General features: G+C 51.5%; 13 protein-coding genes. 8 read left to right on the forward strand and 5 right to left on the reverse strand.

What is annotated here, in order from left to right; genetic code table 11:
- Positions 1-63: 63 nt before the first annotated feature.
- The 4 genes from MTX78_RS17815 to MTX78_RS17830 all read right to left on the reverse strand — a co-directional run bounded on the left by MTX78_RS17815 (position 64) and on the right by MTX78_RS17830 (position 5,486).
- Positions 64-1,719 (reverse strand): SBBP repeat-containing protein, encoded by a 1,656-nt coding sequence (locus tag MTX78_RS17815; RefSeq protein WP_243797080.1) that lies wholly within the window; start codon positions 1,717-1,719, stop codon positions 64-66.
- A 121-nt stretch (positions 1,720-1,840) separates the two neighbouring features.
- Positions 1,841-3,469 carry an acyl-CoA carboxylase subunit beta gene (locus MTX78_RS17820; protein ID WP_243797081.1) on the reverse strand — a complete coding sequence of 543 codons (1,629 nt, stop codon included), beginning with the start codon at positions 3,467-3,469 and terminating at the stop codon, positions 1,841-1,843.
- 189 nt (positions 3,470-3,658) lie between these two features.
- Positions 3,659-4,618 (reverse strand): MlaD family protein, encoded by a 960-nt coding sequence (locus MTX78_RS17825; protein WP_243797083.1) that lies wholly within the window; start codon positions 4,616-4,618, stop codon positions 3,659-3,661.
- Between the two features lie 136 nt (positions 4,619-4,754).
- Positions 4,755-5,486 carry an N-acetylmuramoyl-L-alanine amidase family protein gene (locus MTX78_RS17830; protein ID WP_243797085.1) on the reverse strand — a complete coding sequence of 244 codons (732 nt, stop codon included), beginning with the start codon at positions 5,484-5,486 and terminating at the stop codon, positions 4,755-4,757.
- A 181-nt stretch (positions 5,487-5,667) separates the two neighbouring features.
- Here MTX78_RS17830 and MTX78_RS17835 point away from each other — a divergent pair, with 181 nt between their 5' ends.
- The 8 genes from MTX78_RS17835 (at position 5,668) to rplS (ending at position 14,315) form a co-directional block, all read left to right on the forward strand.
- On the forward strand, positions 5,668-8,568 hold the full coding sequence (locus MTX78_RS17835; protein ID WP_243797086.1) for a putative LPS assembly protein LptD: 2,901 nt from the start codon (positions 5,668-5,670) through the stop codon (positions 8,566-8,568).
- Positions 8,569-8,805: 237 nt separating this feature from the next.
- Positions 8,806-9,621 (forward strand): 3-methyl-2-oxobutanoate hydroxymethyltransferase, encoded by an 816-nt coding sequence (gene panB, locus MTX78_RS17840; RefSeq protein WP_243797088.1) that lies wholly within the window; start codon positions 8,806-8,808, stop codon positions 9,619-9,621.
- Between the two features lie 134 nt (positions 9,622-9,755).
- Positions 9,756-10,463, forward strand: a complete 708-nt coding sequence (locus MTX78_RS17845; RefSeq protein WP_243797090.1) for an RluA family pseudouridine synthase — start codon at positions 9,756-9,758, stop codon at positions 10,461-10,463.
- Between the two features lie 339 nt (positions 10,464-10,802).
- Positions 10,803-11,558 carry an acyl-CoA desaturase gene (locus MTX78_RS17850; protein WP_243797091.1) on the forward strand — a complete coding sequence of 252 codons (756 nt, stop codon included), beginning with the start codon at positions 10,803-10,805 and terminating at the stop codon, positions 11,556-11,558.
- Between the two features lie 263 nt (positions 11,559-11,821).
- Complete coding sequence (locus MTX78_RS17855) at positions 11,822-12,364, forward strand: 30S ribosomal protein S16 (protein WP_243797093.1); 543 nt, start codon at positions 11,822-11,824, stop codon at positions 12,362-12,364.
- Positions 12,365-12,475: 111 nt separating this feature from the next.
- A complete protein-coding gene (rimM, locus tag MTX78_RS17860; RefSeq protein WP_243797095.1) occupies positions 12,476-13,057 on the forward strand; it encodes a ribosome maturation factor RimM in 582 nt (193 codons plus the stop codon).
- Positions 13,058-13,077: 20 nt separating this feature from the next.
- Positions 13,078-13,755: a tRNA (guanosine(37)-N1)-methyltransferase TrmD gene (gene trmD, locus MTX78_RS17865; RefSeq protein ID WP_243797097.1), complete on the forward strand. Its 678-nt coding sequence runs from the start codon at positions 13,078-13,080 to the stop codon at positions 13,753-13,755.
- A 179-nt stretch (positions 13,756-13,934) separates the two neighbouring features.
- On the forward strand, positions 13,935-14,315 hold the full coding sequence (gene rplS / locus MTX78_RS17870) for a 50S ribosomal protein L19 (RefSeq protein ID WP_243797098.1): 381 nt from the start codon (positions 13,935-13,937) through the stop codon (positions 14,313-14,315).
- A gap of 81 nt (positions 14,316-14,396) precedes the next feature.
- Here the strand turns inward: rplS and MTX78_RS17875 are convergent, their stop codons facing one another.
- Positions 14,397-14,819 (reverse strand): hypothetical protein, encoded by a 423-nt coding sequence (locus MTX78_RS17875; protein ID WP_243797100.1) that lies wholly within the window; start codon positions 14,817-14,819, stop codon positions 14,397-14,399.
- Positions 14,820-14,859: the final 40 nt, after the last annotated feature.

Below are 14,859 nucleotides of genomic sequence, written 5' to 3' on the forward strand. Positions count from 1 at the left end.
TAGCTGATCTGAGTGAGAACAATCATGTTTCGCATCCTATATTGTTTGTTGCTGTTTTATAGGTCAATGCTGAACAAGTATTTTTTGTAGTAAAGGTTGCGTTCCATCAAACAATATTTGGCATTGATACCAACCTGGTAGTTTTGGCGCAGGGAACGTAACTTCTGATTTGTGGTTTTCTGAAATAGTTTGACGGTGGATTTCACGCCCCAATACATCACACACAATAAGCATAGTTGGTCGTCTACTAACAGACCAACGTACATGTATCGGGTCAAGTGAGGAAGCAGGACAAGGCCATAGAGTTGCTTTTTCCTGTGCAGAACTTTGCACTGATGCCACTGTACTAGCAGTTAATTTTGCAACGTAGGCTTGTTCTGCAGGTGGGTTTGGGTGCAGCATAACCGCCTGTCCAAAATTGGCATTATTATCTGCATATCCACAAGTATATAGCATACCATTAGGATCAGAAACTAAATTGGCAGTTACTATTCGACCAACACCATTAGCCTGCTGAGCCCACTGCCATACCCCATTTATATCTAAACTCGCTACGTATTGATCAAAAGGCCCAGTAGCTGTCAAGATGGAGTTTCCAAAAATTATCCCTCCGCTGAAATTACCAGTTATGTACACACTCTGTTCTCTACTATCAAGCGCGATACCCCGCCCGAAGGCAGAATCACCATTACCGACTCGGTTTGAAGCAGTAGCCCATTGCCATATGCCATTGGCGTCTATTTTAGCTACGAAGATTCTAGCAAACCCTGTTAGTATGGTACTACCAAAGGTAGCTGGCCCAGTATACCATCCTACTACATAGGCATTTCCTTGTCTATCTATTGCAATAGAACGGGCGTAATCTGTACCACTACCTCCCCCTTGCCTTGCCCATAGCCAAGCTCCTGTTGAACTGAGTTTAGCAATGCATACGTCGGTGCCACCAGTTGCTGTGAGAGTAGTACCTCCAAATACTGCTTGGTCAATGAAGCTACAGACGACATACGCCTCCCCCTGTGAATTTGCTTTAACAGCATATCCATAATTATTAGAACTTCCATTACCTATTGCACACCGCCCCCACTGCCACTGACCTGCATTCGCATCAAGGGCGCCCACAAAAATATCGGCAAAACCTGCAGTTGCTTGAAGTGTTATGTTGCCGAAAGTAGCCCGGTCACGGATTTGACCAGTTATGAAAACAGTACCTGCTGCACTAACAGCTATGCCCCGACCTATATCGAGTCCAGGCCCTCCACCTATATTGGCCCATACCCACTCGCCATTTGAATTCAGCTTTGCCACAAGTATATCTACGGTACCATTAGCAGAAGTCAAAGTTGAATTGCCAAAAGTAAACTGGCCTTGAATTTGACCAGTCACATATATATTGCCTGTTGCATCAAGAGCTAGACTTTCGCCTTGGGCTTTCCCAAAACCACTTACTGAGCGGACCCACTGATACACACCACTGGTATTGATCTTAGCCACATACAGTTGATAAGTCTGCGCTGGGGTAGTAAGTATAAATTGCCCAAATTGTCCGGTACCAGTGAAGGAGCCTGTTATATAAGTGTTACCATCAGCATCAGCAGTAATACCAAAGCAAGTACTCTCATTACCTATTCCCCCACCAACTAGTTTCACCCAATTCCAAGCTGGAGAAGCAGATTGTCCAGAGGCATAAAGCGTACTAGTACACACTATAGCAAAGCTCAAAAGGCACTTGCAAAACCAATGAAATTGCTTGTGGAATGATATATTTAGTAACATCTGTGACTGTACAGAAAAAAATATGTATTGAGTTGAATCAAATATATCTCCCTTTTTCTATTTACCCTCACACTTGAATGACACCCACATTGTAAGCCTTTTCAATTGGTGCGTGGTTGGCCATAGAGATACCCTGAGAAATGACCTTGCGGGTTTCCAGCGGGTCGATGATGGCATCGACCCAGAGGCGGGCCGCGGCGTAGTAAGGCGAGAGTTGTTCGTCGTAGCGGGCTTTGATGCGGTCCAGCAGTTCCTTCTCAGCTTCGGGTGTAATGACCTCACCTTTAGCTTTCAGAGAGGCTACCTGAATCTGGAGGAGCGTGTTAGCGGCGGCGGCGCCGCTCATTACGGCTAGTTGAGCAGTGGGCCAGGCCACAATGAGGCGCGGGTCGTAGGCTTTGCCGCACATGGCGTAGTTGCCGGCCCCGTAGCTGTTTCCGATTATCACCGAGAATTTCGGCACCACTGAATTGCTCATGGCATTCACCATCTTAGCGCCGTCCTTAATGATACCACCGTGCTCACTCTGCGAGCCGACCATAAAGCCCGACACGTCGTGCAGGAACACCAACGGGATGCGCTTCTGGTTGCAATTCATGATAAAGCGCGCCGCTTTGTCGGCCGAGTCAGAGTAGATGACGCCGCCCATCTGCATGGCGCCTTTCTTGGTCTTCACTATTTTGCGCTGGTTGGCGACTATACCCACGGCCCAGCCATCAATACGCGCTAGGCCGCAAAGCAGCGTCTGGCCGTAGAGTTCCTTGTAGGGCTCGAACTCGGAATCATCAACCAGCCGCCGGATAATGTCCATCATGTCGTAGGGCTTCACCCGGTCGGCGGGCAGTATGCCGTAGATTTCCTCGGGCTTCTCTTTAGGCGGGGCGGGTGCTTTGCGTGAAAAACCCGCCGTAGCATGTCCGCCCATCTTGTCGAAGATGTTGCGAATGTGGTCGAGGCATTCCTCGTCGTTGGCAAACTTGTAGTCCGTGACGCCCGAAATTTCGGAATGTGTGGTTGCGCCCCCCAAGGTTTCGTTGTCGATGGTTTCGCCAATGGCTGACTTCACCAGATACGAACCTGCCAGGAACACCGAGCCGGTACCGTCTACTATCATGGCCTCGTCGCTCATGATGGGCAGGTACGCCCCACCGGCTACGCACGGCCCCATAATGGCGGCTAGCTGCACAATGCCCATGCTGCTCATCACAGCATTGTTGCGGAAAATGCGGCCGAAGTGTTCTTTATCGGGGAAGATTTCGTCCTGCATGGGCAGGTACACGCCCGCTGAATCGACGAGGTAGATGATGGGCAACTTGTTTTCGATGCTGATTTCCTGAGCCCGCAGGTTCTTTTTGGCCGTAATCGGAAACCAGGCACCCGCTTTTACGGTAGCGTCATTCGCTACTACCACGCACTGCCGGCCTTGCACCCAGCCAATCACCACCACTACGCCGCCCCCTGGGCACCCCCCCTCCTCTTTATACATCCCCTCTCCCGCAAACGCTCCGATTTCAACACTTTCTGCGTCCTTGTCTAGCAGGTAGGCTATCCGCTCCCGGGCCGTTAGCTTGCCTTTGGCTTTGTGGGCAGCAATACGCTTTTCGCCGCCACCAAGCTCCACCTTTTTCAGGCGCTGGCTGAGTTGAAAATTAAGTTGCTTCAGTAGATCGTCGTTTTTGTTGAATTCGAGGTTCATGCGGGGTGGGAAGTGGTGAGGTAATGAACGAGTGGCAGAGTATGAACGCCCGGTGCTTACGTTGAGCACCTAAGGCTATTTCGTCCTTTCACTCGTTCACCGGGGGTGGGGAAACAAGAAATCCGCCTGGTGGGGCGGATTTCAAAGGTAGATAATGTGTGGGGTTCTGCGCCGTTCCGGGCACCGGAGTTACTTCTGCACAGCTGAGTCTGACGACTGCAAGGTGGGCGTGGTAGTTACCTTTTTGGTTTCTACCTCCATTTCGCCATTCGGCTTCTTTTCCACTTCCTTCTTCACTTTCTCTTTACCACCCCCGAACACCGAGAAGTGCACGTAGCGCTTAGGATTCGCTTGGAAGTCGGAGAGCAGAGAGTTGGTGCTAGCCGCTGTGGCGTTGAGGTTGTTGTAGAGCGAATCGTCGTTCATGAGCTTACCCAATGACCCTTTTTGGTCGTTCAACGACCGGTTCAAGGTAGTCATGGTACCTTGTGCCTCCGTCATGGTGGCATTCAGCTTGCGCATGGCCGGACCCACCGGAGCACCTTTCAGCGAATCGCTGAGTTGGCTGAAGTTGGCGGCAATTCGGTCGAACTTCTTGGTGGTAACGGCCAAGTCACTGGTAAGCTTGGCCATGTTGGTGGTAATCTGGTTGATGTTGCGCTGATTCATAACCAAGAGGTTACGCAATGCTTCTGTGCTGCCTTGGGCATTCAGCAATGTGGCTTGTAAGCTCACCCGAGCATCTTTGTTCAAGAAGCTGTTCACTTTGGTAAGCGTCGAGTCAACGGTGCCAAGTACAGGCAATGCCTTTGCCTGGAAGGCGTCCGTGATGCTGGCTACGGTATAGGACTTCAACTCTTGCCCACCGTCGTACACTTTGGAGTTTTTACCCAAAAACAGCGTAATCGTTTTTGAGCCAAGCAACGAGCCGCTCAAGCTAGCCACCGTAGAATCGCCAACGGTGACTCCCTTCTGTAGCTCAACAGATACCTTGATGCGGTTAGCTTGCTCCGGCATCAACTCCATGTTTTTCACCTGGCCTACTTTGATACCATTCAGGATAACTGGATTGCCTACGGTGAGGCCGTCCACGTTATCGTACGTAGCATAGTAGGTACGGTCAGATGAGAGCAGGTTCGTACCCTTCAAAAAATTAAATCCTATAAACAAGGCCGCTAGGGCCACTATGCCCAATAGAGCAACTTTTATTTCTTTCGTCACAGTGGTCTATCGTTGGGAGGTGAGATGCAGGAGAGAGAAATGGCCACCACGGGCTTGAAAAGGGCTATTCCCCGTTCATAGCCTCAAGTTCATTCTTGTAGTCGCGGAAGGCGCGATAAATACCTGAAGCCATATACGACTGCCCTGCTTTATCGTTCAGATACTTCTCTTCTGTGCGGTTGGTGAGGAAGCCAGCCTCAATCAGAACTGATGGCATAGTGGACTTCCAGAGCACCAGAAACCCAGCCTGCTTCACTCCGCGCGACGGCCGCTTGACGGTGACCCGAAACTGCCGGTCTACCTTTTGGGCAAACCGAATACTGTTTACGATGTGCGCACTCTGATAGAGGGAAAACAAAATATGACTCTGAGGCGAAGTCGGGTCAAACCCATTGTAGCGCTCCTTGTAATTTTCTTCCTGGAGAATAACGGCGTTTTCGCGCTTAGCTACCGACAAGTTAGCGTCGGTTTTATGCGGCCCCATCGTCCATACTTCGGTACCGTAGGCGCTCGGAGCCGCGGCATTGCAATGCACCGAAATGAAGAGGTCCGCATTGTTTTTGTTGGCAACACCAGCGCGGTCGGCTAGCTCCACAAACACGTTGGTTTTGCGGGTATACACCACCTTCACACCCGGCATGCTATCCTGAATCAAACGGCCGAGCTCCAGCACTATTTTCAGGGCCACATCGGCCTCCCGGGCCGATACGCCAGCGCAGCCCCGGTCTTTGCCGCCGTGGCCAGCATCGAGCACCACTGTCCGCAACCGGTACCCTTGGGGCGCGGTTGAGAACACAGGCCGAGGTACCGGATTTCGCGGTAGCACTGCGGCGGGCGAACCCGACAAACATAACATGCCTGCCAGGCATAAGGCGACAATATTCCGCACAGATTTCGTTAGTGAAGAGCAGCGACCCGCTACCTTTGCAAACCGCCACAAAATAAACGAATAAAAACACGTGGCCCTACCCGAGCCTTTGTCCGACGCTAGTATTATTTTCTTTATCAAGACGCTACGCCGGACTATCCGGTTTTTGATGCTGTGGTTGGGGTTGGGTGGCTTGGCAGTTCCAGCCTGGGCTCAGGTGCCAACTCCTGTCCAGCGTCCGCGCTCTGACGTGCGCACGCCGCCGCCTATTCTACGCACCGACACCATCCGGACTACCCGCCGGTCTGGTACCCTATCCGATACCGCCGGCCTAGTACGCCGTACTGGTCCCGACTCGTTGGCTCTTTCTACGGGGCCGAGCCGAAAGGGTAGCGTGGAAACCACCGTGAAGTATGCAGCCAAGGACTCTATTCGGTTCAATGTGCAGGAGAAAAAGGCGGTTCTCTATGATAAAGCCAACGTGGACTACGGAGAATTGTCGTTGAAGGCGGCCGTGATAACCGTTGACTACACCAAAAATATTCTGACGGCCGAAGGAGCCCCTGATTCTACGGGCCGGGTGCAAGACAAACCTATCTTCAAGAACGGCGCCGAGAACTACCAGGCCGGGCGCATCAACTACAATTTCAAAACCAAGAAGGGCAAGATTGCCGAAGCCGTAACGCAGCAAGGCGAAGGTTACGTGCACGCGGATGTCATCAAGAAAAACCAGTACAACGAGATATATGGCCGCAACGGGCGTTACACCACGTGTAACTTGGAGCACCCGCACTTCTTCATCAATGCCAGCAAGATGAAGATGATTCCAGGCGAGAAAGTGGTAACGGGTCCGTTCAACCTCGTTATCAGCGATATTCCAACGCCATTAGGCTTTCTGTTCGGCTATTTCCCGTCACCCAGCAAGAGCCGAGCTTCCGGCATTATCATCCCCTCCTACGGCAACTCTACCGACCGGGGTTTCTTCCTGCGCAATGGTGGCTACTACTGGGCCGCTAGCGACAATATCGGGATACGCTTCACCGGCGACGTATACGCCGGAGCCGGAAGGCAGTTTGGCGGCTGGCGCGGTATGGCGGAATCACAATACATTAAGCGCTACAAATACAGTGGCCTTGCCAGCTTCGAGTATTCCTATCGCCCTATTTCGATAGCGAACAGACGGAACGACGGCACCAACACGAGTCTCGCCAGCCGACGGTTCACTAAGTCCGAAACCTTCTGGATTAACTGGTCGCACTCTCCTGTGCCTCGGCCCGGTGGGGGCCGCTTTTCAGCGAGTGTACGGGCAGGTAGCACCGAGTACAACCAGCAAAATGTGGCAGGAGATCCGCAGCGGTTTCTTACGCCGGCCTTCCAGTCCAACATCACGTATAGCAAGCAGCTGCGCAACGCTCCTGTTAACTACACGGTCAATTTAAGCCAAAGCCAGAACACCGGTACGGGCAGCATGGACTTTACGCTCCCTGACATTACGTTGGGTGTGGCCCGACAGTATCCGTATCAGTGGCTTGGGCTGGAACCTAGTGGCAAGTTCTATGAGCAATTTGCTTTCTCTTATGACCTGCGCGCTCAAAACCGCATCACTAACACGCAGGCGGCTCGCACGTTCGTAGCGGGAGTACCGCTGCTTGGCGGGAGCAACGCCACCCGCGTCATTCCTATTGATGTTGACAACATCGATCAGTTGCTACGCAATTCTCAAACTGATATTCAGCACAATTTTCAGATCTCGCTCGGCAGCTATAGCTTCCTGAAGTTCATCAACCTCGCGCCTACTGTTACCTACCGCCAGTTCTGGTATCTGAAACAACTTGATTACAAATTTGATCCGGTGGCGCAGGCCGTGCGGATTGATACCTTGAGCAAATTCAATATAGTGAATGATTTTTCAAGTGGGGTATCAGCCAACCTGGGAACAACTATTTACGGGTTGTACCAAGTTAATAGCAAGAAAATCAAAGCTATCCGCCACAAAGTCACTCCCAATATTAGCCTTAGCTACGCCCCTAAAAGCGGCAATGCAAACTCTACTAACATTCCAGGGCTTCCTTATTATGGCACTGTTGCCAATCGTAATGAGCCGCCGACAGGGATACGCGAAATAGATAACCGGTTTTTTGACGAGCGGCGTTATTCTCGCTTTCCTGGCTTCACGGGAGCTACGTCTGCTCAATCAGCCTCTATGAACTTCACGCTCCAGAATGCACTGGAGATGAAAGTGAGAGATAACAACGATACGACAGGCACTACCCCTTTCAAGAAGGTTGATTTAATTAAGAACTTCGATGTCAACTTCAGCTATAACTTCATGGCTAAGGAGTTTGCACTTTCGCAGATAGCTTTCTCATTTAACACGCAGATTGCCACTAAGCTCAATCTGAACATGAGGGCTTCTTTCGACCCGTACCAGCGCGATACGGCGGGTATCCTCATTAATAAGTACCTCTTCAATCAAGACAGCCGCCGGTTGGCCCGCTTAACAACTGCCAACTTAGGCCTCCAATATCAGTTCAACCCAAGCCAAAAGCCAGGCCGCAAATCCAACATCAGTCGTGACGTTGCCGCCGCCAATGATCCAGCGCTTGGCACTCCCATTCCAATCAACCCATACGAAGACTATGTAGATTTTGAATTGCCTTGGGAATTGAATGCGGGTTTCACGGCGTTATATACCGATCCTGGCCCTCGGCCCACCCGCCTCACGTACATTCGGCCACGCTCCTTAAGTTCTGCCTCACTAAACCTGAGCGGCTCCGTGAAGCTCACCAATAACACGAGGATAGGCTACCTGACTAACTACGATTTTATCAACGGCACTGCGGCTTTTACGTCGCTCAATATCTTCCGCGACCTGCACTGCTGGCAAATCACCGGGACGTGGTATCCATTTAAAGGCCCTACCCAAGGATACTTCATCACCATTGCCGCGAAATCATCCTTGCTACAGGACCTGAAGCTGAACCGTAACCGCACCTTCCTCAACCGATAGGTCGGCGGGGCTTTCTGCTCTATACTGCATGGTCTAGCAACGCCGTGTGAAGGTTGCTTTCTGGCTTAGTAGATAGGTGCAGCGTAGTACCATTTCACTCACATTGCAAGGAACTGGCTACCACTCTCCCTTGCAGTTCCGATGCCACAACGTGGACCGGTGACCGGGTATGTGCCAGAATTTTGGCACTTTTGGTTTTCAGAACCCATCTACTTCTCTCAACCATCACCTACTCCTATGTCGCAGCACAAAGAAGTCAAACTCGTGACCACGCATCAACTGCTGGCCATGAAAGGACGCGGCGAGAAAATTTCTATGCTCACCGCCTATGACTTTTCAATGGCGACCATTCTCGATGGAGCAGGCATTGACGTGCTGCTAGTCGGCGACTCGGCTTCCAATGTTATGGCTGGTCACGAAACCACTTTGCCCATTACCCTGGACCAAATGATTTACCACGCTTCTAGCGTGGTGCGAGGCGTAAAGCGGGCGTTTGTGGTAGTGGATATGCCTTTCGGCTCTTACCAAGGCAATTCGTCGGAAGCATTACGCTCGGCTATCCGCATCATGAAAGAATCGGGGGGCCACGGCATCAAAGTGGAAGGCGGCGCTGAAATCAAAGACTCTATTACGCGCATCCTTACAGCGGGTATCCCGGTGATGGGGCACTTGGGCCTTACGCCACAGAGCATCTATAAATTTGGCACCTACAGTGTGCGGGCCAAAGAAGAGGAAGAAGCACAAAAGCTGATGGAGGATGCTATGCTCCTGGAAACCTTGGGTTGTTTTGCGCTGGTGCTCGAGAAGATTCCTTCTGCGCTGGCCAAGCAAGTAGCCGAAAAGCTAACAATTCCCGTTATTGGTATTGGTGCAGGCCCTGATGTGGACGGGCAGGTGCTCGTGGTACACGATATGCTTGGTATCACCAAGGAGTTCAAACCACGTTTTCTACGCCGCTACGCTGACCTCGGGGATACCATGCATGATGCCGTGCAGCGCTATATCCAAGATGTGAAGAGCCGGGATTTTCCAAGTACAGAAGAAGCTTATTAATACACCCTAGCCTTCAGAACAAAGTGGCGCTCCATTGTTGAAGCCTACTTGAGTTTGAAGGCTGCTACATAGTTTGCCGTTGTGCGGCAGAGCGGAGGCTACTCTGCTCTACTATCTACTTTTATAGCTTACCAGTGAATCGTCCAAATCTGTGGTCGGAACGGAAAGAAATTCTGTTCGAAGACAATCATCTTCTCGTAATCAATAAGCCAGCTGGTTTGCTTGTGCAAGGCGACGCTACCGGTGACGAGCCCCTCTCCTCCAAGGCGGAAGAGTATTTGCGCTTCAAATACAAAAAGCCCGGTGCGGCCTTTATCGGAGTAGCCCACCGCATTGATCGGCCCGTTAGTGGCATCGTAATACTGGCCAAAACCAGCAAGGCCTTGAGTCGGCTGAACGAGATGTTTCGCGACAACAAGATCCATAAAACGTACTGGGCGCTTACTGGTAAGTGCCCCGATCCGACCAGCGGCCATCTTACGCACTGGTTGGTGAAAGACCCCATCCGCAACACCACCAAAGCCTACACCGAGCGCCACGGGCAAGGCCAAAAGTCGGACCTCGACTACACAGTGCTTGGGCAGGCAGGAAACCGTTATTTGATTCAAGTAAACCCTATCACGGGGCGGCCACACCAAATTCGGGTGCAGCTAGCCACCGGCCTTGGCACCCCCATCGTGGGCGATGTGAAATACGGCTTCCTAGCCCCGCTACCCGACGTCAGCATTGCATTGCACGCCCGGCAACTGCAACTACAACACCCCGTCACCAAAGAGGACATGGTCTTTGTAGCCCCACTGCCCGACATGCCTCATTGGGAGGCGGCGGAAGCATATTACTAAGGTTCTACACTCACTAAATGAGGATGCAAACCCTATGAAGTAGGCACTTCTGTTCTTGGTTAGCCTACCCTTTGAACTGACAGCAATCAGCCTTACAACTATAGGCTATAAACACCGATAGAATTCGAGCAGGGATACGGAGGCGTAGATTTGGGTAGGCGGTAAATCTGGCCAGGAATATTCTATTAACAAGATTTTGGCCTTTCGGCACCGATAATTGCACGCTGATCCACTCTGGCCGTAGTTTTGTAAAACTGCTTCTGAACTAAAGCCCACTGTTTCGGCTTTGCCACCTGAAGCATCTGCTTACCCCTTCGATTCTACCATCTGCTCATATCCATGGCAATCCTCGTTTTCTTTGTTGCCCACTACTATCTTTCGCTGTTCACCCAGACGTTTTATCTGCACCGTTATGCAGCACATAAAATGTTTACGATGAACAAGTTCTGGGAGAAGTTCTTCTTCCTGTTCACCTACATCTGCCAGGGCTCCTCGTTCCTGTCGCCGCGGGCGTACGCATTGCTGCACCGCATGCACCACGCCTACTCCGACACCGAGATGGACCCGCACTCTCCCCACTTCTTTTCGAATCCGTTTTCGATGATGTGGAAGACCAAGATTATCTACGGTGAAGTAGTGGAAAACACCTACGACCCCGCCAAACGCTTCGAGGGTGACACGCCTGAATGGAAATGGTTGGATCAGTTTGGCGGCACTGCTGTTTCGCGTCTGGGCTGGGGTACGGTTTATGTGCTGTTCTACATCAACTTCGCTACTGCTTGGTGGCAATACCTCTTATTGCCCATCCACTTCTTGATGGGTCCGCTGCATGGCGCCATCGTGAACTGGGGTGGCCACAAGTATGGCTATCAGAACTTCGACAACCACGACAAATCCAGAAATACGCTCGCCCTGGACTTCTTGGCCTTTGGTGAGCTATTCCAAAACAACCACCACAAGCTGCCTATGCGTGTGAACTTCGGTGTGAAGTGGTGGGAATTCGATCCTACTTACATGTTCATCTGGACGATGGATAAGGCAGGAATCATAAAAATCAAGCGCAAGCAGAAAGCACCTATACGCGTCGCTGCGTAGGGTCAGAGTATATCAGCAACAAAAAAGCCTGTTCCGCTGTGGAACAGGCTTTTTTGTTGCTGATATACTCTGGCTATGCTTGACGGTGTTTCGATATACGCAAGCGTAAGCTTCTATGTAAATGGCCCGCCCGTTTCTGTCTGCCTGCATGAGCTTCCCGCAAATCTTTGAAATCAGTGTAAATAGCTAGCGCTTTTCCTGTTACCTTTGCACCTCATTTTTCAATCAGACGCACGAGTTGCGTCGCTTAACCAACCCGGTTTATGGCAGTTAAAATCCGCCTCGCCCGCCGCGGCCGTAAAAAGGCCGCTCAATTTGACATCGTTGTTGCTGATTCCCGCTCGCCGCGTGATGGTCGCTTCATCGAGAAACTAGGTACCTACGACCCCAATACGAACCCCGCTTCCATCAACTTCGATGGTGACAAGGCATTCGATTGGATCATGAAGGGTGCTGAGCCTACCGATACGGTACGGGCTATGCTCTCTTACCGTGGTGTGCTGTACCGCAAGCATTTGCAGCTTGGTGTTATCAAAGGTGCTATTTCGCAGGAGACTGCCGATCAACGTTACACCGACTGGAAAGAGCAGAAGGATGCTAAGATCGAAGGCAAGCGCACTTCGCTTGGTACTGCTAAGGACGACGCCCGCACGGCTCGCCTTGCTGCCGAAACTAAAGTGAAAGAAGCTCGTGCTGAGGCGCTGCGCAAGAAAAACACGCCAGCTCCTGTTGAAGCTCCTGCTGCCGAAGGTGAAACCACCGACGCTGAAGCTTCTGCCGAAACGACTGAAGAAGCCGGCGCTTAATCTTTGCCGGTATTCGAGGGAGAGGTGATTAGGAATTGAGCAATTGGAATGCGCCGGCTTCTGATTGCTCGCTCCTAGTCACCTCTCCCCATTTACTGAAACTTCCAACGCATGAAGCTCGACGACTGCTATCAACTTGGCTCCATCGGCAAGCCGCATGGCCTGAAAGGGTTTGTGATGGCCTTCCTAGACGTGGACGACCTAGATGCATACCGCAAAGTAAAATCGGTATTGCTCGAACTACCCACTGCTCCTGGCAAGCTGACGGCGTACGAAGTCGAGAAGCTCCAGCCACAAGCTGAAAGCCGGGCCTTGCTCAAATTGAAGGGTATCGACCGGATTGAGGAGGCCGAGCCGCTACGCAATGCCAAACTCTACCGACCACTTACTGAACTACCAGCTTTGGAAGAAGACCAGTTCTACTTCCATGACGTAATCGGCTACCTCGTCGTAGACGAGCAGTTGGGCGAGCTAGGTGCTGTTGAAACCTTCTACGAGTTACCGCAGCAAGATTTGCTGGCCATGCGCTACAAAGGCCAGGAAGTGTTGATTCCGGTAGTAGATGAGCTGATTCTACGCGCTGATCAGGCCAACAAAAAACTGTACGTGCAGTTGCCAGAAGGCCTACTCGATGTGTATTTGACGCCGCCTTCACGTGAGCGAGATGAGCCTGATGAGTTCGACGAAGCATAGTCTAGTTTTAACCGTTTGCTATGCGTATTGATATCGTAACGTGCCAGCCGGATCTACTGCTCAGCCCTTTTGCGCATTCTATCGTGAGGCGCGCTCAGGACAAAGGGCTAGCTGAAATTCATTTGCACGACCTGCGTAAGTACGCTATCAACAAGCACGGTCAGATCGACGACTATGTCTTCGGCGGCGGCGCTGGCATGGTACTGCGCGTAGAACCGATTGCGGCTTGCTTCGATGAACTGTTGGCTCAACGCAGCTATGATGCCGTTATCTACATGACTCCTGACGGGGAAACCTTGCGGCAACCACTCGTCAACCGCTTGTCCTTGGCAGGAAACCTGCTTGTTCTTTGCGGACACTATAAGGGCGTAGACGAGCGCATTCGTACGGCGTATATCACCCACGAAATCAGCGTAGGCGACTACGTACTCAGCGGGGGTGAATTGGGGGCTGCTATTCTCGTTGACGCTGTAGTACGCCTACTACCCGGCGTGCTTGGCAACGAGGAATCGGCGCTCAGTGACTCATTCCAGGATAACCTCTTGGCGCCTCCTGTATATACTCGCCCCGCAGAGTGGCGTGGACAAGAAGTCCCCGAAATTCTGCTTTCTGGTAATACTCCTTTGATTGACGTGTGGCGGCACGATCAGGCCCTGGAAAGGACTCGGCAACGCCGCCCGGACCTTTTACAGGAGTAGTTCAGCTACTCAGTAGCTGCGTTTTTTTAAGAATGGTGCCGTAATAAGGCAGTAGTCAGGTAATCAGCTACTCAGTTACTGGCATCGGAAGTTGCAATCATCAAATCAGAGCGCTATATTTGCGCCTCTTTAACAGAAACCATAGACGGCGCGGCCGTCCTTTCACAGTTTTTTCAGCCATGAGCGTACTACTCGATTTTATTCAGCAGGAATCCCAGGAGCGCCGCGCCAGCTTCCCTAGTTTTGCTGCCGGCGACACCATAATCGTCCACGTGAAAATCCGCGAGGGCAACAAGGAGCGTGTTCAGCAGTTCCAAGGTGTTGTTCTTCAGCGCAAGAACCCAAACTCTAACGGCGAGACTTTCACTGTACGTAAGATCTCCAACCAGATCGGTACCGAGCGTATCTTTCCTCTTCTGTCGCCTAACATCGACAAAATCGAGGTTATCCGTCGCGGTAAAGTACGTCGTGCTCGTTTGTTCTATCTGCGTGGCCTGTCAGGCAAAGCAGCTCGTATTAAAGAGCGTCGCTTGAACGTGGTAGAGAAGGTAACTGCTTAAGCTACCCTGTAATCCATAAAAAAGCCGGCCTGCTCCATGTTGGAGCAGGCCGGCTTTTTTATGGATTAGCTAGTCGTGTTCTTAGCTAAGAGACGTAGTGTCTTGCCGAAATTCTTCGTCGGCAGCACCTTTCGGGTTTTGCACCTGCTTGGAAGCGCTCAAGAGTGCTTCACCTAATTTGGTAACTCGGTCAGCAGTGTTTGGATTGTCGGCGAATATGGCTGCTTTGATGGTATTCTCACCGAGACGACCCAACAGGGAGCCTACTAGTTTGGAATCAATAGTGCCGCCTCCAAAATGAGCCTTTAGCGCCTGTAGATCCACTACAACTTGGTGTAGTTCAGGATTGCTCGCATCTTTCACGTCTTCGATCCAACGCTGCAACGCGTTGTCGAGGCCAGCACGGCTGGCTTCTTCTTGCAGGTCGCCACTCAAGATTTTGGAAGTGCCATCAAGGTGGTTCTGGTGCTGGGTATCGTCTTTGGGCTGTTTGTGGAAGGACATGGGAAATTTGATTGAGCCGCTGAAGCGGGGTTGAAAGTAC

Origin of the sequence: Hymenobacter tibetensis (assembly GCF_022827545.1) — a bacterium.
In the GTDB taxonomy this organism is placed as follows: Bacteria; Bacteroidota; Bacteroidia; order Cytophagales; family Hymenobacteraceae; genus Hymenobacter; species Hymenobacter tibetensis.